The 20,921-nt window shown below is 73.3% G+C and carries 21 protein-coding genes; 13 read left to right on the top strand and 8 right to left on the bottom strand.

The features are described from left to right. Positions 1-48 precede the first annotated feature (48 nt). Together AB0K34_RS24725 and AB0K34_RS24720 are read left to right on the top strand one after the other, a co-directional pair. The gene (locus AB0K34_RS24725) at positions 49-648 is read left to right on the top strand and encodes a TetR/AcrR family transcriptional regulator (RefSeq protein WP_364551088.1); all 600 of its coding nucleotides are present in this window, start codon (positions 49-51) and stop codon (positions 646-648) included. Between the two features lie 20 nt (positions 649-668). Then, the gene (locus tag AB0K34_RS24720; RefSeq protein WP_138634573.1) at positions 669-1,163 is read left to right on the top strand and encodes a MaoC family dehydratase; all 495 of its coding nucleotides are present in this window, start codon (positions 669-671) and stop codon (positions 1,161-1,163) included. 15 nt (positions 1,164-1,178) lie between these two features. On the opposite strand, the gene pcrA is transcribed toward AB0K34_RS24720, so the two are convergent. The 4 genes from pcrA to dhaK form a co-directional block, all read right to left on the bottom strand. Beyond that, positions 1,179-3,434, bottom strand: coding sequence for a DNA helicase PcrA (pcrA, locus tag AB0K34_RS24715; RefSeq protein ID WP_171068858.1), 2,256 nt, complete (start codon positions 3,432-3,434; stop codon positions 1,179-1,181). A 129-nt stretch (positions 3,435-3,563) separates the two neighbouring features. Beyond that, entirely contained in the window at positions 3,564-3,950 is a 387-nt protein-coding gene (gene dhaM / locus AB0K34_RS24710) for a dihydroxyacetone kinase phosphoryl donor subunit DhaM (RefSeq protein ID WP_138634570.1), read from the bottom strand. Next, positions 3,950-4,603 (bottom strand): dihydroxyacetone kinase subunit DhaL, encoded by a 654-nt coding sequence (gene dhaL / locus AB0K34_RS24705; RefSeq protein ID WP_364551085.1) that lies wholly within the window; start codon positions 4,601-4,603, stop codon positions 3,950-3,952. Before dhaL ends, dhaM begins: the two co-directional genes overlap by 1 nt. Then, on the bottom strand, positions 4,600-5,595 hold the full coding sequence (gene dhaK, locus AB0K34_RS24700; RefSeq protein WP_364551083.1) for a dihydroxyacetone kinase subunit DhaK: 996 nt from the start codon (positions 5,593-5,595) through the stop codon (positions 4,600-4,602). Before dhaK ends, dhaL begins: the two co-directional genes overlap by 4 nt. A 94-nt stretch (positions 5,596-5,689) precedes the next feature. Here dhaK and AB0K34_RS24695 point away from each other — a divergent pair, with 94 nt between their 5' ends. The 4 genes from AB0K34_RS24695 (at position 5,690) to AB0K34_RS24680 (ending at position 9,032) form a co-directional block, all read left to right on the top strand. Beyond that, positions 5,690-6,646: a nucleoside hydrolase gene (locus tag AB0K34_RS24695; protein WP_301174201.1), complete on the top strand. Its 957-nt coding sequence runs from the start codon at positions 5,690-5,692 to the stop codon at positions 6,644-6,646. Positions 6,647-6,839: 193 nt separating this feature from the next. Continuing rightward, entirely contained in the window at positions 6,840-7,523 is a 684-nt protein-coding gene (locus AB0K34_RS24690) for a PIG-L deacetylase family protein (RefSeq protein ID WP_364551097.1), read from the top strand. Positions 7,524-7,627: 104 nt separating this feature from the next. Beyond that, positions 7,628-8,083 (top strand): SRPBCC family protein, encoded by a 456-nt coding sequence (locus tag AB0K34_RS24685; RefSeq protein ID WP_138634561.1) that lies wholly within the window; start codon positions 7,628-7,630, stop codon positions 8,081-8,083. A gap of 43 nt (positions 8,084-8,126) precedes the next feature. After that, the gene (locus tag AB0K34_RS24680; RefSeq protein ID WP_138634558.1) at positions 8,127-9,032 is read left to right on the top strand and encodes a serine hydrolase; all 906 of its coding nucleotides are present in this window, start codon (positions 8,127-8,129) and stop codon (positions 9,030-9,032) included. An 87-nt stretch (positions 9,033-9,119) separates the two neighbouring features. Here AB0K34_RS24680 and AB0K34_RS24675 read toward each other — a convergent pair whose 3' ends face one another. The 3 genes from AB0K34_RS24675 to AB0K34_RS24665 all read right to left on the bottom strand — a co-directional run bounded on the left by AB0K34_RS24675 (position 9,120) and on the right by AB0K34_RS24665 (position 11,871). Continuing rightward, a complete protein-coding gene (locus tag AB0K34_RS24675; RefSeq protein WP_301174200.1) occupies positions 9,120-9,878 on the bottom strand; it encodes a DUF4190 domain-containing protein in 759 nt (252 codons plus the stop codon). Positions 9,879-10,003: 125 nt separating this feature from the next. Next, entirely contained in the window at positions 10,004-10,645 is a 642-nt protein-coding gene (locus AB0K34_RS24670) for a response regulator transcription factor (protein ID WP_138634552.1), read from the bottom strand. A 53-nt stretch (positions 10,646-10,698) separates the two neighbouring features. After that, positions 10,699-11,871: a PspC domain-containing protein gene (locus tag AB0K34_RS24665; protein WP_364551095.1), complete on the bottom strand. Its 1,173-nt coding sequence runs from the start codon at positions 11,869-11,871 to the stop codon at positions 10,699-10,701. Positions 11,872-12,104: 233 nt separating this feature from the next. Between AB0K34_RS24665 and AB0K34_RS24660 the strand changes: the two genes are divergently transcribed. The 3 genes from AB0K34_RS24660 to AB0K34_RS24650 all read left to right on the top strand — a co-directional run bounded on the left by AB0K34_RS24660 (position 12,105) and on the right by AB0K34_RS24650 (position 14,437). Continuing rightward, a complete protein-coding gene (locus AB0K34_RS24660) occupies positions 12,105-13,385 on the top strand; it encodes a PspC domain-containing protein (RefSeq protein WP_171068857.1) in 1,281 nt (426 codons plus the stop codon). Beyond that, positions 13,378-13,611, top strand: a complete 234-nt coding sequence (locus tag AB0K34_RS24655) for a hypothetical protein (protein ID WP_138634546.1) — start codon at positions 13,378-13,380, stop codon at positions 13,609-13,611. Before AB0K34_RS24660 ends, AB0K34_RS24655 begins: the two co-directional genes overlap by 8 nt. Positions 13,612-13,732: 121 nt before the next feature. Next, positions 13,733-14,437: a TetR/AcrR family transcriptional regulator gene (locus AB0K34_RS24650; RefSeq protein WP_364551079.1), complete on the top strand. Its 705-nt coding sequence runs from the start codon at positions 13,733-13,735 to the stop codon at positions 14,435-14,437. Here the strand turns inward: AB0K34_RS24650 and AB0K34_RS24645 are convergent. Continuing rightward, positions 14,434-14,901 (bottom strand): cysteine dioxygenase, encoded by a 468-nt coding sequence (locus AB0K34_RS24645; RefSeq protein ID WP_364551077.1) that lies wholly within the window; start codon positions 14,899-14,901, stop codon positions 14,434-14,436. The genes AB0K34_RS24650 and AB0K34_RS24645 overlap by 4 nt on opposite strands. 257 nt (positions 14,902-15,158) lie before the next feature. Here AB0K34_RS24645 and AB0K34_RS24640 point away from each other — a divergent pair, with 257 nt between their 5' ends. From AB0K34_RS24640 to AB0K34_RS24625, 4 genes are all read left to right on the top strand, one after another. After that, the gene (locus AB0K34_RS24640) at positions 15,159-16,682 is read left to right on the top strand and encodes an alkaline phosphatase D family protein (RefSeq protein WP_301174195.1); all 1,524 of its coding nucleotides are present in this window, start codon (positions 15,159-15,161) and stop codon (positions 16,680-16,682) included. 345 nt (positions 16,683-17,027) lie between these two features. Continuing rightward, a complete protein-coding gene (locus AB0K34_RS24635; protein ID WP_138634538.1) occupies positions 17,028-17,519 on the top strand; it encodes a (2Fe-2S)-binding protein in 492 nt (163 codons plus the stop codon). Next, positions 17,516-19,915 (top strand): xanthine dehydrogenase family protein molybdopterin-binding subunit, encoded by a 2,400-nt coding sequence (locus tag AB0K34_RS24630; protein ID WP_364551075.1) that lies wholly within the window; start codon positions 17,516-17,518, stop codon positions 19,913-19,915. Before AB0K34_RS24635 ends, AB0K34_RS24630 begins: the two co-directional genes overlap by 4 nt. After that, positions 19,912-20,766, top strand: coding sequence for a xanthine dehydrogenase family protein subunit M (locus AB0K34_RS24625; RefSeq protein WP_138634532.1), 855 nt, complete (start codon positions 19,912-19,914; stop codon positions 20,764-20,766). The genes AB0K34_RS24630 and AB0K34_RS24625 overlap by 4 nt, the downstream gene beginning before the upstream one ends. Positions 20,767-20,921 lie beyond the last annotated feature (155 nt).

The raw sequence follows: 20,921 nt of genomic DNA, 5'->3' as shown, positions 1-20,921 counted from the left end.
CGGACCTCCAGAGGTACGTACCGAACGTTTGTTATGTATCCTACGGGAATGCCCGCCCGAGGTGATCACGACGCCCGCCGCCGGGACGTGTCCGAGGCCGTCTGGCGCGTCCTCGCCGAGCACGGCTTCGGCGGCCTGACCCTGCGCGCCGTCGCGGCCGAGATGGGCGCCTCCACCGGCCTGCTCACCCACTACTTCCCGAACAAGCGGGCCCTCGTCGAGCACGCCCTCGACGTCGCCGACGAGCGCACCGCCAACCGTCCGCTCCGCACCGCGCGGCCGGGCCTGCCCGGCCTGCGCGCCGCCCTCCTCGACGTCCTGTCCCTCACCCCCGCCGCGACGGCCATGAACCGCGTGTGGGTCAGCTCCTGGGACGTCTCGCTCGCCGACCGCGACCTCGCCGCCCGCCAGCGGGACCGCTACGGCGGCTGGCGCGACCGCCTGCGCCCGCACGTGGCGGCGGCGGTCGCCCGCGGCGAGCTGCCCGGCTCCCGCGACGTGGACGAGGTCGTCGCGTCCGCCGCCGCCTTCGCGCACGGGCTCGTCGTCCACGCCCTCTTCGACCCCGCGGCCTTCCCGCCCGACCGGCAGATCGCCATGCTCGACGGGTTCCTGGCCTCCCTCGCCCCGGGCTCCCCCGCGGAGTGAGAACGCGCGATGCTGGGGCCATGACGATCAGCACGCGGGCCCTCGGCGCCGACTTCCCCACCCCGATCGACGACCGCTACTTCGAGGACTACAAGGAGGGCTCGGTCTACGAGTACGGCCACGTCACGCCGGACGAGGCCGAGATCATCGAGTTCGCCCGCCGGTTCGACCCGCAGCCGATCCACGTCGACCCGGAGTTCGCCGCGACCGGCCCGTTCGCCGGCATCATCGCGAGCGGCTGGCACACCGGCTCGATCATGATGCGGCTGTTCGCCGACCACTTCCTGTCCCGCGTCGCGAGCCTCGCCTCCCCCGGCGTGGACGAGCTGCGCTGGCCGGCGCCCGTCCGCCCCGGCGACCGCCTCCGGCTGCGCGTCGCCGTCCTGGAGGCGCGCCCGTCCCGCTCCAAGCCCGACCGCGGCATCGTCCGCACCCGGGCCGAACTCCTCAACCAGGACGACCAGGTCGTCCTGCACACCCTCCCGATGAACCTCCTGCGCCGCCGCCCCGCCTGACCGGGGCCGGGCGGGTCAGAGCTTCTCGATGGTGGCGAAGCGCAGGACGAGGGTGCGGACCCCGTACTCGCCGCCGAAGTCGATGCTGGCCTTCTCGCCGCGGTCGTAGACCGAGACGACGGTGCCGAGCCCGAACGCGTCGTGGGTGACCTTGTCGCCCGGGGCGAGGGACGGGACGGGGCGGTTCCCCGGTGAGCGGGTGCCGGGCCGCGCCGCCATGCGCGACATCGCCGGGCTGGACGTCGACGACGCCTCGCGCTCCCACTCGACGAGGCTCTTCGGGACCTCGCCGAGGAACCGGGACGGCGGGTTCACCTGCGGCGCGCCCCACGAGCTGCGCATCGCGGCACGGGAGACGTAGAGGCGCTGCCGGGCGCGGGTGATGCCCACGTAGGCGAGGCGGCGCTCCTCTTCGAGCTCCTTCGGGTTGCTCATGGCGCGCAGGTGCGGGAAGACGCCGTCCTCCATGCCGGTGAGGAACACGACCGGGAATTCGAGGCCCTTCGCGGTGTGCAGGGTCATCAGGGTGACGACGCCGTGCTCGCTCTCCTCGGGCTGCTCGCCCGGCGGGACGGGGCCGCCCTTGGCGCCGCCCGGAATGGAGTCGGCGTCGGCGACCAGCGCGACCTGCTCCAGGAACTCGGGGAGGCGGCCCTCGGCGGACTCGCCGTCGAGGCGCTCCTCGAACTCGCGGGCGACGGCCTCCAGCTCCTGGAGGTTCTCGACGCGGGTCTCGTCCTGCGGGTCCTTGGAGTTCTGGAGCTCCTCCAGGTAGCCGCTGGCCTTGAGCACCTCGGCGATCAGGTCGGCGGGGGTGAGCGACTCGGCGGCGGCGCGCAGCTCGTCCAGCAGGGTGACGAACTCGCGGACGGCGTTGATCGAGCGGGTCGCCATGCCGGGGACGTCCTCGGGCACGCGGAGCGCCTGCCAGAACGAGATGCGCTCGCGGGACGCGTACGCCTCGACGCACGCTTCGGCGCGGTCGCCGATGCCGCGCTTCGGGACGTTCAGGATGCGCCGCAACGAGACGGTGTCCTCGGGGTTGGCGAGGCAGCGCAGGTAGGCGAGGGCGTCGCGGATCTCCTTGCGCTCGTAGAACCGGACGCCGCCGACGACCTTGTAGGGCAGGCCGACCCGGATGAACACCTCTTCGAAGACGCGCGACTGGGCGTTGGTGCGGTAGAACACGGCGACGTCGCCGGGGCGGGCGTCGCCCTCGTCGGTGAGCCGGTCGACCTCGTGGGCGACGAACGCGGCCTCGTCGTGCTCGTTGTCGGCCACATAGCCGGTGATCTTGTGGCCCTCGCCCTGGTCGGACCACAGCTTCTTCGGCTTGCGGTCGGCGTTGCGCTCGATCACCGCGTTGGCCGCGGACAGGATCGTCTGCGTGGAGCGGTAGTTCTGCTCCAGCAGGATCGTCGTGGCGTCCGGGTAGTCGCGCTCGAACTCCAGGATGTTGCGGATCGTCGCGCCGCGGAACGCGTAGATCGACTGGTCGGCGTCGCCGACGACGCACAGCTCCGCCGCGCCGACCCCCTCCACGGGGGCGGTCAGCTCGCGGACGAGTTCGTACTGCGCGTGGTTGGTGTCCTGGTACTCGTCGACGAGGACGTGCCGGAACCGGCGCCGGTAGTGCTCGGCGGCCTCCGGGAACACCTGCAGCAGGTTGACCGTCATCATGATCAGGTCGTCGAAGTCCATGGCGCCGGCCTGCTGGAGCCGCGCCTGGTACATCTCGTACGCCTCGGCGAGCGTCTGCTCCATGTGGGTCGAGGCGCGGTCCTTGAACGTCTCGTAGTCGATCAGCTCGTTCTTCAGGTTGGACACCTGGGCGCTGAACGACTTCGGCGGATACCGCTTCGGATCGAGGTCGAGCTCGCGGCAGACCAGCGCCATCAGCCGGTTCGCGTCGGCCTGGTCGTAGATCGAGAAGCTCGTGGGGAAGCCCAGCCGCTTGGCCTCGCGGCGCAGGATCCGCACGCAGGCGGAGTGGAACGTCATCACCCACATGGCGCGCGAGCGCGGCCCGACGAGGGCGTCGACGCGCTCCTTCATCTCGGCGGCGGCCTTGTTGGTGAAGGTGATCGCGAGGATCTGGCCGGGGTGCACGTCCCGCTCGCCGAGCAGGTGCGCGATGCGGTGGGTGAGCACCCGGGTCTTGCCCGAGCCGGCGCCCGCGACGATCAGCAGGGGGCCGCCGGAGTGCACGACGGCGGCGCGCTGCTGCGGGTTGAGGCCATCGAGCAAGGGGTGAGCTTCGGTCTTCGACATCACGTGCGAGTCTACGGCGCGGCGCGGACGATTTCGGCGCCCTGCTGCAAGGGCCCGACACGCTGCAAGGCCCGACGCGACGTGACCGCGGCCGTGGCGGGCCGCGCACGGGCCCGCCACGGCCGGAGGTCAGGACGTCTTGCGGTGGTCGCGGGCCGACTCGGCGGCCGCGTGGACGGTGGCGAGGTCGGCGCCCGTCGCCGCCATGGACGCGGCGGCGACCGCGCCCTCCACCAGGGGAGCGTCCGCGAGCAGGACGTCGTCGCCGTCGGCGTCCTCGATGAGCATCTTGGCGGTGAGGACGGAACTGCCGAGGTCGGCGAGCAGCACCACGCCGTCGCCGTCGCCGGCGGCGGCGACGGCCTGCTCGACCAGGTCGATGCTGGTGCCGAGGCGGCCCTCGGAGTCGCCGCCGGCGGGCTCGACGACGGCCTTGCCGACGCCCATCGCGCGGGCGACCTCGGCGGCGCCCTCGGCCAGCGTCCGGCTGTGCGAGATGATCACGATGCCGACCATCAGCCCTCCCCCGTCACGTCGGCGAGCGCCCCGAACAGGAGCGCGGTGGACGCGGCGCCCGGGTCCAGGTGCCCGACGCTGCGCGCTCCGAGGTAGCTCGCGCGGCCCTTGCGCGCCTGCATCGGGACGGTGTCGTCCGCGCCCTTGGCGGCGGCCTCGGCGGCGGTGCGCACGCACCCGGCGAGGCCGGAGCCGTCCGCCAGCGCCGCCTCGTAGGCCGCGACGGCCGGGGCGAGCGCGTCGACCATCGTCTTGTCGCCGTCGGCGGCCTTCCCGAGGTCGCGGACGCCGTCCAGCGCGGCCCGCAGCGCGGCGCCGAGCGCGGCGGCGTCCACGTCGGCGGCGTCGCCGAGGGCCTTGCCCGCGCGGCGCAGCGCCGTCCCGTAGAGGGGGCCGGACGCGCCGCCGGTCTTGGACACGATGGCGCGCCCGGCCGCGATCAGCACCTTGCCGGGCGGGACGCCGTCCGGGAGGGCCTCGACGGCGGCGCGGAAGCCCCGGTCGAGGTTGTGGCCGTGGTCGCCGTCGCCGATGGCCGCGTCCAGCCGGGTGAGCCGCTCGGCGTCGGCGGTGACCAGTTCGGCGGCCTGCCGGATCCAGGAGGCGAAGTCGTCGGCGCTCATCGAGCCGGGGTTCATCGAGCCCGTGTTCATCGGCCCCACCGGAGCCCGGGGGTCTCGACGGGCGCGTCCCAGAGGCGGGTCAGGTCGGGCGTCATCCGGCAGACGCTGATCATGCAGCCGGCCATCTCCAGGCTCGTCACGTACGGGCCGACCAGGGTGCGGACGACGGTCGCGCCGTGCCCCTCCAGCCATTCGGCCGCCGCCGCGTAGGCGATGTACTGCTCGATCAGCGGGGTGCCGCCCATCCCGTTCACCAGCACCAGCACCTCGGCCCCGGACAGCGCCATGTCCGCGTCGATCGCGCTGAGCGACGCGGCCACGATCTCCGCCGCCGTGCCGAGCGCGACACGCTCCCGGCCAGGCTCGCCGTGGATGCCGATGCCGAGCTCCATCTCGCCCTCGCCGAGCTCGAACGTGGGGGTCCCGGCGGCGGGCACCGTGCACGGCGAGATCGCGACGCCGAACGACCGGCTGCGCTCGTTGACCTCCCGCGCCACCGCCGCGACCGCGTCCAGCGCCGCGCCCTCCTCGGCGAGCGCGCCGGCGATCTTCTCGACGAACAGGGTCGCGCCGGTGCCGCGCCGCCCGGCGGTGAACGTGCTGTCCTCGACGGCGACGTCGTCGTTCACGATGACCGAGGTGACCTCGATGTCCTCGTCCTCGGCGAGTTCGGCGGCCAGCTGGAAGTTCATGACGTCACCGGTGTAGTTCTTCACCAGGTGCACCACTCCGGCGCCGCCGTTCACCGCCATCGTCGCCGCGATGATCTGGTCGGGGACGGGCGAGGTGAACACTTCGCCGCAGCAGGCCGCGTCCAGCATGCCGTGGCCGACGAACCCGGCGTGCAGCGGCTCGTGACCGGATCCCCCGCCCGACACCAGGGCGACCTTCCCGGCGCGGGGCGCGTCCGCCCGCACGACGGTGCCGTTCGCCGGGTCGACGTTCAGCGAGGGGTGCGCGGCGGCCAGGCCGCGCAGCGCGTCGGAGACCACGTCCGCCGGGGCGTTGATGAGTTTGCGCATGTCTCTTGCTCTACCCCGGTGCGGCGCCGCGTCCCAGACCCAATCGCGGACGGTCCGCGATCTTCACCGCCCGCGCCCGTATAGGTTTTCGGTCGTGACCAACGGACCCGCGTTCCTCTACGACTGCGACACCGGCATCGACGACGCGATGACGCTGCTCTACCTGGCCTCGCTGGTCCGGGCGGGCGAGGCGGAACTGGCGGCGGTCGGCACGGTGCACGGCAACATCGACCCGCTGACCGGCGCGCTGAACACGCTGCGCGTGCTGGAGGCGGCCGGGATCACCGGGGGCGTCCCGGTCGCGGTCGGCGCGGACCGGCCGATGGCGCAGGACGTCCACTACGCCCTGGACTGGCACGGGACGGACGGCCTCGGCGACACGCACCTGCCCGACCCGGCGGGACGGCCGGTCGCCGAGCCCGCCCCGGCGCAGATCGTCCGGCTGGCGCGCGAGCGGCCCGGCGAGCTGACACTGCTCGCGACCGGCCCGCTGACGAACCTGGGCGCGGCGCTGCTGCTGGACGGCGAACTCCCGTCGCTGATCCGCGAGGTCGTCGTCATGGGCGGCGCGTTCGACCACCCGGGCAACATCACGACGCACGCCGAGGCGAACATCTGGCACGACCCGGAGGCCGCCGACCTGGTGTTCGCGGCGGACTGGCCGGTCGTGCTGGTGCCGCTGGACGCCACCCACCCGACCGCCGTCCACGACGACTGGCTCGACCGGCTCGCCGCGCACGACGGCGAGGTCGCCCGCTTCGCCGCCCGGATCCTGAAGTTCTACGAGGTCGCCTACACGCCGACGCTGAAGCGCCGGGGCGCGGTCATCCACGACGCGCTCGCCGCGATGCTGGCCGTGGACCCGGGTCTCGGCGAGTACGCCCACCGGCCCGTCCGGGTGGAGCTGCGGGGCGAGCTGACGCGCGGCACGACCGTGTGGGACGCGCGGTCGCTGCCCGCCGAGGACACCCGCCGCCCGGTCAAGGTCGCCGTCGGCAGCGACGTGGCGGCGTTCCAGGACCGGCTTCTCGCGGCGCTGACCTCGTTCTGAGCGCGTCCCGACCGCGCTCCGACCCCGCGGCGCGCGAATACCTGATCTTCCGGAGGTGCCCGGAACGTTCGCGGACCTTATTGTTGAAACCGTGACCAACGTTCTGGACGACGAGGGGCCGAGCGGAGCGCGTCCGCTGGACGGCGGCGGGCCGGGGCCGGAGGACGGCGGAGTGCGGCGGGTCCTCGCCGTGATGGCGCACCCCGACGACGTCGACTTCGGCGCGGCCGGGACCGTGGCGGGCTGGACCGACCAGGGCATCGAGGTCGTCTACCTCATGGTGACCGACGGCGACGCGGGCGGCTTTGACGACAAGGTCTCCCGCGCGGAGATGGCGACGCTGCGCCGGGAGGAGCAGCGCGCGGCGGCCAAGTGCGTCGGGGTGGCCGACGTCCGGTTCCTCGGCTACCCGGACGGCCGCGTCGAGGCGACCCTGGACCTGCGCCGCGACATCGCCCGGGTGATCCGGCAGGTGCGGCCGGACCTGGTGCTGATGCCGAGCCCGGAGCGCAACTACGAGCGGATCTACCCGAGCCACCCCGACCACCGGGCGGTCGGCTCGGCCGCGCTCGACGCCGTCTACCCCGACGCCCGCAACCCGTACGCGTTCCCGGAGCTGCTCGCCGACGAGGGCCTGGAGGCGTGGACGGCGCGGGAGGTGTGGATCAGCGGCGGTCCCGTCGTGAACCACTACGTCGACATCACCGACCGCTTCGAGCGCAAGGTGAACGCGCTGCGCGCGCACGTGAGCCAGACCGGGCACATGGGCGACGGGCTGCCGGAGATGCTGCGCGGCTGGCTGGGCGCCAACGCGGCGGCGGCGGGCCTGCCGGAGGGCCGCCTCGCCGAGTCCTTCCAGGTCGTCGACACCGCCTGAACGCACTCCCAAATTTCGGTCACGCTATAAATCCGCCCCCTTACATGCCGTAATTGGTCGCAGATCGGGCATGCACCCCACGTGACAGAACACGGGGGGTTGTCATGCCGCATGAGATCGAGGCCACCGCCAGATCCCGCGCCGAACCGGAAGTGATCTTCAAGCACCTGTGCCTCGCCGAGGCGTGGGGCGAGTGGGGCGGCTTCTGGATCCGCGCGCGGCGCGAGGCCGACGGGACCGAGCACCCGAACGGCATCGGGGCCGTCCGGACCGTCCCGCCCTGGCGCGAGGAGGTCGTGGCCTGGGACCCGCCGCGGCACTACGGCTACATCGCCCGCACCGGCCCGCCCCGGCGCCGCGTCCTGGTCGACGTGACGCTGGAGCCGCACTCCGGCGGGACGCTGATCCGCTGGCGCGGCGAGGTCGAGGGGTTCCCGGGGACCGGCCGCGTCACGCGGGCCGCCCTGCGCCGCCGGTTCGGGTCGTACGCGCGCCGCGTCGCCTGGCACGCCGAGCGCTGCGAGCCCGGCTGCCCGGCACGGCTGCCCGGCGTCCTCTAGCGCTCTCCGGAACATCACCTGTCGCACGAATTCGGGGGGATCGATGCGACGTCATATCATCGTGCTCGCCCTGGCCGCGGGCGCCACCGGAGCGGGACTCACCGCCCACTGGCTCGTCGCCGACGCACCGCAGCGCAAGAGCGGTGCGACCGTCGGCGCCACCGGACCGATCAAGGCCGGGCGGGAGGCGGCCGTGGCGAACGAGGCCCGGACCCGCCCGTTCGACCGGACGGCGCTGACCCAGGCCGTCCGCGCCTACCTCGGCACCCGTCCGGGCAAGGCGGGGATCATGGCCACCGACCTGCGCACGGGCCTGTCCTTCGGGGAGAACGAGAACGGGCGGTTCGTCACCGCGAGCGTCATGAAGGTCGACATCCTGTCCAGCCTCGTCCTGCGGCAGCAGCGCGGGCGGGACGCGCTGACGGCGGGGCAGCGGGACCTCGCCGGGCAGATGATCCGCGAGAGCGACAACTCGGCGGCCGACGCGCTCTACTCCGCGGCCGGCGGCAACGGCGGCGTCAGGAAGGCGAACCGGAGCCTCGGCCTGAGGAACACCACGCCGTTCGCCGGGTCGTGGGGCTCGTCCCTGACGACACCGGCCGACCAGGTGCGCCTGCTGCGGAACCTGGCATCGGACAAGAGCCCCATCAAGGCGGCGAACCGCCAGTACATCCTGGGCCTGATGGGCACGGTGGTGAAGGAGCAGGCGTGGGGCGTCAGCGCGGCGGCCCGTCCGGGCGAGAAGGTGGCGCTGAAGAACGGCTGGACGCCGGTCCGCTTCCAGGGGCACGGATGGGCGGTCAACAGCATCGGCCGCATCACCGGACGCGACCACGACTTCCTGATCGCGGTGTGCAGCGGGGACAGCCCGACGATGGAGAAGGGCGTGGACACGGTCGAGCACATGGCCGAGATGGTCGTGAGCACCATGCGCGACTCGCATCCGTGAGCCGGCGGGGTCGCGGGGCTCCCGGAACGGTCACGGGGTCCCGCGGGCCCGGGCGGCGGGCCGGCCGCCCGGCGGACGCCGGTCACCTCAGGGGCGCACCGGCCGGGTGAGCTTCGTGCCGTCGTTCGCCGCGACGATCACGCAGGTGACGGTGCGGTCGCCCTGCCGCCACGACTCGTCCGTGGGGTAGTAGAAGGAGTTCGCGAGGCGGCTCGCCGCCGGGTCGCGGTTGATGCGCGCGCGGGTGCGGAGCTTGCAGCCGTCCGACGCCTGCTGCTGCAGCTCGGACTCCGGCGGCATGAGGGAGCCCGTCAGCCGGAAGACCGCCGCGACCTCGCCGTCATGCGGCCCGGTGCACGGCACGATCTTCACGCTCTCGACCTCCACCGGCTCGGTGTCGGACGGGTTGGCCGCGGTCGCGGCGTCGTTGATGCAGTCGCCGACCTTCATCTTCTGCGCGTCCACCGTCTGGGTCTTGCTCTGCGACGGCCGCGGCAGCGCGCTGTCGCCGTCGGACGAGGAGTCGCTGGCGGCGGCCACGACGCCGACCACGACCGCGCCGAGGATCCAGAAGGAGGACAGGACGATGCCGGCGATCGCGAACCCGCGGCCGCGCCCGCCGTTCCGGCCGATCTGGCTCAGCGAGATCGCCCCGAGGATGATCCCGAGGACGCCGAGGCAGCCGAGCAGCCCGGTGATGAAGGCCGCGACCGCGAGCCCGTTGGTCGAGTCGTTGCGGTACGGGGAGCCGTACCCGGGCGGGCCGGGCGGGCCGGGCGGCGCCGGCGGCGGCTGGTAAGGGGGCTGCGGACCCGGGTACCCGGATCCGGGGGGAGGATATGTCATGACCAGTGACTGTATCGGGCACCGATATACGTTTGCGGCGTAATGATCGCCGCGTGGGCGGCCGGACCGGGCGCTGGTCAGACCGGGCGGCGATCAGACCAGGCGGTGGTCAGACCAGGCGGTGGTCAGACCAGGCGGCGGGCCGCGGCCCAGCGCGACAGCTCGTGCCGGTTCGACAGCTGCAGCTTCCGCAGCACGCTGCTCACGTGCGTCTCGACCGTCTTCACCGAGATGAACAGCTCCTTGGCGATCTCCTTGTAGGCGTAGCCGCGCGCGATCAGCCGCAGGACGTCCCGCTCCCGCTGGGTGATCTGGTCGAGCTCGGGGTCCACGGCGGGGACGTCGGACGCGGCGAACGCGTCGAGCACGAACCCGGCGAGCCGCGGCGAGAACACGGCGTCGCCCTCCGCGACCCGGCCGATCGCGTCCGTCAGCTCCGGCCCCGAGATCGTCTTGGTGACGTAGCCGCGCGCCCCGCCGCGCACGACCCCGATCACGTCCTCCGCCGCGTCCGACACCGACAGCGCGAGGAACTTGGACGGGACGGCGCCGTGCAGCCGGCGCAGCACCTCGATCCCGCCGCCGCCCGGCAGGTGCACGTCCAGCAGCACCACGTCCGGCCGCGCCTCGCGGATCACCGCCACCGCCTCGTCGACGTCGCCCGCCTCCCCGACGATCTCGACGCCGCCGCCCAGCTCCGCCTTCACGCCGGTCCGGAACATCTGGTGGTCGTCCACCAGCACGACCCGCTTCAACGCGTCACTCATGCCCTGCTCCTTCGAGGGGGGACGACCCCCCACGCCCCCCCGGATCGCTCCGCTCACGATTTCTTGATCTCCAGCCGAACCTCGGTGCCCTCGCCGGGAGCGGTGCGGACGGTCGCCTTCCCGCCGTTGCGCTCCATACGTCCGATGATGGACCCTCGGACGCCCATCCGGTCCGCCGGGACCGCGTCGAAGTCGAATCCCTTGCCCCGGTCGCGGACGAAGATGGCGATCTCCTCGCCCGAGACCTCCGCGTACACCGACACCGACGGCGCCTCCGCGTACTTGGCGGCGTTCACCATCGCCTCCCGCGCGGCCTGCAGCGCCGCGCCGAGCCGCTCGTCCAGCGCCGTGTCGCCCACGCAGACGATCTCGATGGGCACGCCGTGGTCGTCCTCGACCTCCCCGGCGGCCTCCCTGATCGCAGCGGCGAACGTCAGGTCGGGGTCGGCGCGCGGCTGGTAGAGCCACGTCCGCAGCGTCCGCTCCTGGGACCGGGCGAGCCGCTGCACCTCCCGCGTGTCGTGTGCGTTCCGCTGGATCAGCGTCAGCGTGTGCAGCACCGAGTCGTGGATGTGCGCGGCCAGTTCGGCGCGCTCCTGGGAGCGGATGCGCTCGTGCCGCTCGGCGTCGAGGTCCTGCCAGAGCCGCACCACCCACGGCGTCACGATCACCGCGACCCCGGTCAGGATGATCAGCATGGCGACGATCACGGACCGCGCCTGCGCGGCCTCCACGTTCTGCACGACGACGCCGCCGATGCCGCCGACGACCAGCAGCAGCCCGAGCAGGCTGCGCAGCCACCGCTGGCGGAGCGGCAGCGTCCACCGCTGCCGCTGGTCGCGGTCGGCCTGCTGCCACAGGATCGCGGCGCCGACCCCGCCGACGACGAACGGCCACAGCGCCCACTGGACGACCCCCGCCGCGCCCCACGGCAGCGCCGCGAGCCCCAGCGTGACGGCCGTGTAGGCGAGCAGCTGGCCCCAGTCGCGGCCGCGCCGGCGACCGCCCGGCACCGCACCCGTCCCGGTGGCCGTCGCACCGTCCCGCGGCGCCTTCTCGGCGACGGGCACCAGGATCCAGAACGCGGCGTACGCGGCGACGCCGAGCCCGCTCGCCACCGTCAGCAGCACGAACGCGGCCCGGACGAGCACCACGTCCACGCCCAGATGCCCGGCGAGGCCGCGGCACACCCCGGCCAGCAGCCTGCCCTCGGCGGCGCGCTCCAGCGGCGGCGACGGCACCGGCGCCGCGTCCGGGCGTCCCGCCGCCTCGGTGCCCGCCTTCTCCGTGCCCGCCGCCTCCCGGCTCACCGCCGCCCTTCCCTCGGAACTCCCACGTCACCGATCGTCACACGCCCCGGGCCCGGACCGCATCAGGGACCTACCCCGGTCCCGGTTCAGGGTCGGGTCAGGGACGTCCCCGATACCCCGCGCGGCGGGCCGCAGGCCACCATATGGGCATGGGCATGGCAGGGATGGACGCCGAGCAGGCGACGCGGGAGCGGACGGGGCCGGGCTATTCGCGGCTGGCGCGGGACGCCGACCGGCGGCTCCTCGCCGGCGTGTGCACGGGGCTCGGCCGCTACACCGGCATCGACCCGGTCGTCTTCCGGGTGGGCTTCGCGATCCTCGTGCTGGCGCACGGGCAGGGGGTCCTCCTCTACATCGCGGCGGCGCTGCTGATGCCCGGGAGCCCCGGCGAGTCGTCGCTCGCGGAGCAGCTGTTCAAGCGGTGGTTCGACGCGCAGGCCGTCCTGTCGATCCTCGGCGCGCTGCTGTGCGTCGGCGTCGCGCTCAGCCTGCTCGGCGGGGCCTACACCGACACGATCGCCGTGATGGTGGTGTTCGGGCTGGTGCTGGTGGTGGCGCACTCGCGGGGCGCGGACCTGGTGGCCGCCGCGCGGTCGGTCCCCGAGCGGCTCGCCGGGCACCCGCCGGAGCCGTCCGCCGCGTGGGAGCGGCCGGCGGCGGGCGGCGTGTCGCTCGACAAGGACGTCCCCGAGGGGCCGCGGGCGGGCGGCGGGCTGCCCGCCGGAATGATCGACCTCGCCGAGTACTCCGCCACGCGCGCCGGCGCGCACACCGAGGACGTCCCCGCGGCGAAGGCCGGCCGGGAGGCGTGCGGGAAGCGCGACCGGTCGCCGGCGACGGCGATCACGCTGCTGGCCGCGATGGCCGCGGGCGCGGCGCTGATCCCCGTCGCGAACGGGTACCCGGCGCCCGACTCGTGGCTGATCGTCATGGCGCCCGCGCTCGCGGTCGTCGGGCTCGGCCTCGTCGTCGGCGGCTGGTTCCGGACGCGGGGCCTCGCCACGGCGGGCACCCTGCTGACCCTGAGCATGCTGACCACGACCGTGGCGGGGGACATGCCGCGCAACGCCGAGTACGGGGCCGTCGACTGGCGTCCCACCGACATGTCGCAGACGAACCAGGTCTACAAGGTCGGCGTCGGCCAGGGCGACCTCGACCTCACGGCGCTGCCGATCGCCCCCGGCCAGCGCGTCACCATCGACGCGGAGGTGCTCCTCGGCGGGCTGGCGGTCACGCTGCCGCCCGGCGCCCGGGTCACCGTGGACGCGCGGATCGCGCTCGGCGACCTGCGCGTCCAGAACCGGACGACGAGCGGGCCCAACGCCAAGGTCACGCAGGTCCTCGAACCGGAGACGCCGGGCGGCAACCCGCCGCTGATCGAGCTGCGCATACGCGGGAAGGTCGGAGACGTGGACGTGAACCGTGGCTGAGCGGCGAGAGAGCGCGGGGAGCGCGGTGAAGCGGTACCGGTTCGACCCGGCGGGGCCGGTGACGGGGGTGTTCTTCCTCGCCCTGGCGGGGCTGTTCCTCGCCGAGGGGCTGTCGGACGAGCGGATCCTGTCCGGGACCGTGCTGGCCCCGGTGGTGCTGATCGGCCTCGGCCTCGTCGGGACCGTCCGGGTGCTGACCCGCGGGCGCCGCCGGCACCTGCGCTGATCCCGCCGCCGCCCGCGCTCGTCCCGCCGTCGCGGCCCGCGCTGATCCCGTCGCCGGGGAACGGGAAGTAGGGTGATCTCCGACGGCAGATGAGGGAGCGGATCTCCGGGAGCGGGTTTCCATGACGGGGCAGGCCGGGGCGCCCGACGCGGGCTGCGCGGACGTGCTGCCCGGATCCCGGTCCGCGCTGGACCCGGGCCGCGCCATCAAGCCCGGACGGCACGGCCTCTCCCCCGAGACCGTCGCCGGCATCCAGCGGGGGCGGCTGATCGACGCGTTCGTCCAGGTCGTCTCCGAGCGCGGGTTCGCGCACACCACGATCAGCCGGGTCACCGAGGCCGCCGGCGTCACCAAGAAGACGTTCTACGCGCACTTCACCGATCTGGACGAGTGCTTCCTCGCCGCCTACCGGCGCGGCATGGACATCCTGCTCGGCCGCATGACGCAGGCGTACGAGGCGGCGCCGAGCCCCCCGGACGGGATCCACGCGGCGCTGCGCACGCTGCTCGCCGCGCTGGCCCGCGAGCCCCGGTTCGCGCGGGCGTCGCTGGTGGAGGCGCACGCGGCGGGCCCGCAGGTGCGGCAGGCGCGGCTGGACGACCTCGCCCGGTTCCGCGCGTTCTTCACCGGCCCGTCGCTGCCGCCCGTCCCGGTCGCCGTGGTCGACGCGATCGTGGGCGGCGTCTACAGCGCGATCCACGTCCAGATGGAGACGGGCGACGCGGCGGAGCTGCCGTCGCTGCTGCCCTCGCTGACCTATTTCGCGCTGCTGCCGCTCGTCGGCCGGGAGGCGGCGTCCCGCTACCTCACCGACGAGGCGCGTTAAGGCCGGGCGTCCGGCTCGTCGGCGTGCGGGCCGACGGCGTGCGGGCCGACGGCGTGCAGGCTGACGGCGTGCAGGCTGACGGCGAAGGCCGGGCCGGGGTTGGTGAGCGCCTGCGGGCCGCCGTGCACGCGGACCCGGTTGGCGCGCAGCGGCCGCTCGGTGACGCCGCGCTCGGTGATCGCGACGACGGCCAGCTCCCCCGCGACGAGGGTGCTGACGCCGCCGTGCACGGTGCCGCCGTGGCCGGGCGGCCAGGTCGTCAGCCAGACGCCGTCGCCGAGCGGGACGTCCCGCGGGCCGGCCGCGTCGAACCGGACGAGCCGCCACCACGCGTCGGGGCGTCCGGCCAGGTCGCGGACGCGGGCGGCGAGCTGCCCGGCGGTCGGCGGGCGGACGGCGACGGCGCGGCCGTGCGGATCGTCCTGGCCGCGCATGGCGATGTCGGGAACCACGGAGAGGTCCATGGGAAGACGGGTCCTTCGTGTGTACGGATGTCGGGCCGGTGCGAACGGTTCAGCGACAACACGAAGGACACAGCGCGCTGGCCGCGCGGCGCAGGGCCACGGGGCTGCTGGTCGACGCCTGGGTCGACGGGCGCTCGGTCACGAGCACAAGGAGACACTCGGTCACCGAGGATTGTCAAACCGATCACCGCGTGTCCACCGCGAATCCGTTCCGCCCGGCGAGCATGCCCGGGAGCGGATCAAGGAACGGAGCACCCATGGACCGTCGAACCGTGCTGCGCGGTGGCCTTCTGATGACCGGCGCCGCGGCGCTGCCGACCGCGGCCGCGCGGCCCGCCGCGGCGCTGCTGCGCGGCCGCCCGGCCCTCACGCACGGCGTGCAGAGCGGCGACGTGACCGCGCGGGAGGCGGTGGTGTGGGCGCGTTCCGACCGTCCCGCCCGGATGCTCGTCGAGGTGGGCCGCCGGCCCGACTTCCGGGACGCCCGCACCGTGCGCGGCCCCGTCGTGACCCCGGACACCGACCTCACCGGCAAGGCGCTGCTGCGCGGCCTGCCGCCGGGCGAGGAGCTGCACTACCGGGTGCGGCTGGCCGACCTCGACCGGGGGCTGTCGTCCGAGCCGGTCGCCGGGCGGCTGCGCACCGCGCCCCGGCGGCGGCAGGACATCCGCTTCGTCTGGTCGGGCGACCTCGCCGGCCAGGGCTGGGGCATCAACCCCGACCTGGGCGGCTACCGGATCTTCACGGCGATGGACCGCCGCGATCCCGACTTCTTCCTGTGCAGCGGCGACTTCGTCTACTCCGACGGCCCTTTGACCGAGACGGTGGCGCTCCCGGACGGCCGTACGTGGCGCAACATCGTCACAGAGGAGAAGTCGGCCGTCGCGCAGACGCTCGCCGAGTACCGAGGGCAGTTCCGCTACAACCTGATGGACGCGAACCTCAGGGCGTTCAACGCGCGGGTCCCGATGCTCTACCAGTGGGACGACCACGAGGTCACGAACAACTGGTATCCGGGTGAGATCCTCGACCTCCCGCAGTACACCGAGAAGCGGGTGGACGTCCTGGCGGGGCGCGCGCGCAGGGCGATGCTCGAATACACGCCCGTCCGCACCGCGCGCTCCGGCCGCCTCTACCGGAAGATCTCCTACGGCCCGCTGCTGGACGTCTTCATGCTCGACATGCGGACGTACAAGTCCCCGAACGACGCCGGCACGTCCCCGACCCAGCGGGACGGCCTGCTCGGCGCCGAGCAGGCGGCCTGGCTCAAGCGCGAGCTGCGCCACTCGAAGGCCACCTGGAAGGTCGTCGCGGCCGACCTGCCCCTCGGGCTGATCGTCCCCGACGGCACCGCGCAGGAGTCCGCCGCCCAGGGCGACGGCGGCGCCCCGCTCGGCCGGGAGCGCGAGATCGCCGACCTGCTCTCGTACGCGCGGCGGCACCGCGTCCGGAACATGGTCTGGCTGACCGCGGACGTCCACTACACGGCGGCCCACTACTACGACCCCGCGAAGGCCGCCTTCTCCGACTTCGACCCGTTCTGGGAGTTCGTCTCCGGGCCGCTCAACGCCGGCGCCTTCGGCCCGAACAAGCTCGACGGCACGTTCGGTCCCCAGCTCAAGTTCGTCCAGGCGCCGCCTCGCGCGAACACGTCCCCGGCCGAGGGCTTCCAGTTCTTCGGGGAGGTCGAGATCGACGGACGGTCGGAGACGCTCACCGTCCACCTGCGGGACCTCCACGGCACCGCCCTGCACACCGAGATCCTCTCGCCGCGCCGCTGAACGGCCGCCGGGCCGGGCACCGGGTCAGCGGCTGATGAGCAGATAGACGAGCCCGCTGAGGACCAGCGTCAGAGCCAAGGAACCCAGACAGCCAAGGCGAGAGGAGGAGAAGAGGAACATAACGCCCTCTTACCCCGAAGGTTCCTTTTCGCGTGCAACAACGGCCATCGTTGCATCAGACGTCGGTAAATAAGCGATCCCAGGGGCTAGTACGGAATTCAACCCCGGCATAGGTTCGTAGGGTCGCCTTCCACGGAGGTGGCCCCGATGACGTGGCCTGACCAGCGCGCCCCGCCCTGGGGACTTCTCTCCATGTCCACCCCGAGACGTCCCTGGGAGAAACGCATGCCACGTATCCGTGTCGAGGTCGACGGGACGACGTACGAAGACGACGTCGAACCGCGCCTCCTTCTCGTCCACTATCTGCGCGAACGGCTGGGAAAGGTCGGGACCCCGGTCGGGTGCGACACCAGCAACTGCGGAGCCTGCACCGTCCTGATGGACGGGATGAGCGTGAAGAGCTGCTCCGTACTGGCCGTCCAGGCGGACGGCCGCGACGTGACGACCGTCGAGGGCCTCGGCATCGACGGAGAGACGCATCCGATGCAGCGGGCCTTCCACGAGGAGCACGCGCTCCAGTGCGGCTACTGCACGCCCGGCATGATCATGGCGTCGCTGGATCTGCTGCGGGAGAACCCCGACCCGTCCGAGGCGGAGGTCCGGGAGGGGCTTGAGGGCAACCTGTGCCGGTGCACGGGCTACCAGAACATCGTCAAGGCGGTGCGGCGGGCGGCGAGCGAGATGCGCGAGCCCGCCGGGCGGGAGGTGACGCCGTGACCGTGCAGGAGGTCGGCAGTCCGCGCAAGCGGTCGGAGGACGCCCGGCTCATCACCGGCCGCACCCGGTGGACCGACAACATGACCCCGGCGGGCACGCTGCACGTGGCGTTCCTGCGCAGCCCGCTCGCGCACGCGCGGATCACGGCCGTCGACACGTCCCAGGCGAAGAAGAGTCCCGGCGTGGTCGCGGTGTTCAGCGGGCAGGACCTCGCCGACGAGCAGGGGTCGCTGCCGTGCGCATGGGTCGTCACCGAGGACATGAAGCACCCGGACCACCCGCCCATGGCGGTGACCGAGGTGCGCTACGTCGGTGAACCCGTGGCGTGCGTCATCGCCCGCGACAAGGCCGCCGCCGTGGACGCCCTGGAAGAGATCGACGTCGACTACGAGCCGCTGTCCGCGGTGGTGGACATGGAGGCGGCACTGGCCGAGGGCGCCGACCTCGTGCACGACGACCTGGGGACGAACAAGTCCTACACGTGGGTGTTCGAGAACGGGGATCTCGACGCCGCGATGAGGGACGCCCCGGTCGTCATCGAGCGCCGCTACGTCCAGCAGAGGCTCATCCCCACGGCGATGGAGCCGCGGTCGGTGCTGTGCGTCCCGGAGGGCGACGAGTTCACGCTGTACTCGGCGACGCAGATCCCGCACATCCTGCGGCTGATGCTGGCCACGGTGACCGGCATCCCCGAGCACCGGATCAGGGTCGTCGCCCCGGACGTCGGCGGCGGCTTCGGCTCCAAGCTCCAGGTGTACGGGGAGGAGGTGCTCGCGCTGCTGCTGGCCCGCCGGCTCGGCCGCCCGGTCAAGTGGACGGAGACGCGCAGCGAGGGCAACATGACCGTCCACCACGGGCGGGACCAGATCCAGCGGCTCACGCTCGCGGCCGACCGCGACGGCCGGATCCGCGGCCTGAAGGTGGATCTGCTGGCCGACATGGGCGCGTACCTCATGCTGGTCACGCCCGGCATCCCGCTCCTGGGCGCGTTCATGTTCAACGGCATCTACAAGATGGACGCGCTGTCGTTCACCTGCACGGGCGTCTTCACGACGAAGATGCCCACGGACGCGTACCGGGGCGCGGGCCGTCCCGAGGCCACGTACGCGATCGAGCGGCTGATGGACGAGCTCGCCAACGAGCTCGGCATCGACCCCATCGAGGTGCGCCGCCGCAACTGGATCAAGCACGAGGAGTTCCCGTACGAGACGATCGCGGGCCTCACCTACGACTCCGGCAACTACGAGGCGGCGACCGACAAGGCCCTGGAGCTGTTCGAGTACGACAAGCTCCGCGCCGAACAGGCCGACCGGCGGGAGCGCCAAGACCCCGTCCAGCTCGGCATCGGCGTGTCCACGTTCACGGAGATGTGCGGGCTCGCGCCCTCGCGCGTGCTGGGTTCGCTCTCCTACGGCGCAGGCGGATGGGAGCACGCGGCTGTGCGCGTCCTGCCGTCCGGCAAGGTCGAGGTGGTCACGGGCTCGTCCGCGCATGGGCAGGGCCATGAGACGGCCTGGGCGCAGATCACCGCGGACAGGCTCGGCGTCCCGTTCGAGGACGTGAAGGTCCTGCACGGCGACACGGCCATCTCGCACAAGGGCATGGACACCTACGGGTCCCGTTCCCTTGCCGTGGGCGGGGTCGCGCTGTTCTCCGCCTGCGAGAAGGTCGTCGACAAGGCCCGCAAGGTCGCCGCGCACCTACTGGAGGCGTCCGAGCAGGACCTGGAGTTCAGCGGCGGACGGTTCAGCGTCCGCGGCGTCCAGCAGGAGGGCAAGACGCTGCAGGAGGTCGCGCTGGCCGCGTTCGCCGCGCACGACCTGCCGGATGGCATCGAGCCCTCGCTCGACTCCGACGCCACGTTCGACCCGGACAACTTCTCCTTCCCGCACGGCACGCACCTGTGCGCGGCGGAGGTCGACACCGAGACGGGCATGGTGAAGATCCGCAAGTACGTGGCGGTCGACGACGTCGGCAAGGTCGTCAACCCGCTCATCGTGGAGGGCCAGGTCCACGGCGGGCTCGCGCAGGGCATCGCGCAGGCGCTCTACGAGGAGGCCGTGTACGACGACGACGGCAACCTGACGACGACCACGATGGCCGACTACCTGATCCCGTCCGCGATGGACCTGCCGACGTTCACGACCGACCGCACGGAGACCCCGGCCACGTCCAACCCGATGGGCGTGAAGGGCGTCGGCGAGGCGGGCACGATCGCCTCCACCCCGGCGGTCGTCAACGCGATCGTGGACGCGCTGCGCCCGCACGGCGTCCACGACGTGCCGATGCCGTGCACGCCCGAACGCGTCTGGCGCGCGCTGCGCGCCGAATCCACGCCCGCGGCCGCCGAACCGGGCGCCGGCGGCGGGCTCGGCTCGGCCGGAGGTGACCTGTGATCCCCGCGACGTTCGACTACGCGCGGCCCGCCACGGTCGACGACGCCGTCAGGGCGCTGTCGGACGCGGGCGAGGACGCGAAGGTGCTGGCCGGCGGGCAGAGCCTGATGCCGCTGCTGCGGATGCGGCTCGCCATCCCGGACGCGCTGATCGACCTGGACCGGCTCGACGGGCTCCGCGAGATCCGCGACGCCGGCGACGCGATCGTCATCGGCGCGATGGCGACGCACCACCAGGTGATGCGCGACCCGCTGGTGCGCGAGCACGCCCCGCTGATCGCGGTGACGACGGAGACGGTCGCCGACCCGGCCGTCCGGCACCGGGGCACGTTCGGCGGGTCGCTCGCCCACGCCGACTCGGCCGCCGACCTGCCCGCGGTCGCGCTGGCGCTGGACGCGGTGCTGCTCGTCCGGTCCGTGCGCGGCGAGCGGGAGATCCCCGCGGCGGAGTTCTTCGTCGACTGGATGACGACGGCGATGGAACCCGACGAGCTGCTCGTGGGCGTGCGCGTGCCGAAGCTCGGCGCGGGCTGGGGCGTGCACTACGAGAAGTTCCACCGGACGGCGCAGGCGTGGGCGATCGTCGGCGTCGCGTGCGCCGTCCGCCGCGACGGTGACGGCGTCGGGGAGGCGCGGGTCGCGCTGAGCAGCATGGGCCCGGTGCCCGTGCGGGCGAGCGCGGTCGAGACCGCCGTCCGGGGCGGGCCCGCGTCCGAGGACGCGTACCGCACCGCCGCCGCGCAGGCCGCGGCCGGCACCGAGCCGCCCACCGACCTGCACGGGTCGTCGGAGTACCGGACGCATCTGGCGACGGTGCTCACCGCGCGGGCGCTGGCGGCGGCCGCCGGCTGATCTGAGCCGCGAGCATGCGGCCGGGTCCCGTCGCCCCGGGGCCCGGCCGCATGATCGCCACGCCGCCGGGTAACGGACCGCCTGTCGGCGGACCCCACTGGCGACGCGGCGGACCACCGCCGTAGGGTCGCGGACAAGTTCTCCGGACGATAAGG

The sequence above is a fragment of the Actinomadura sp. NPDC049382 genome (assembly GCF_040677125.1).
Classification (GTDB): domain Bacteria; phylum Actinomycetota; class Actinomycetes; order Streptosporangiales; family Streptosporangiaceae; genus Spirillospora; species Spirillospora geliboluensis.
This window is presented reverse-complemented; position numbering and strand designations above follow the sequence as displayed.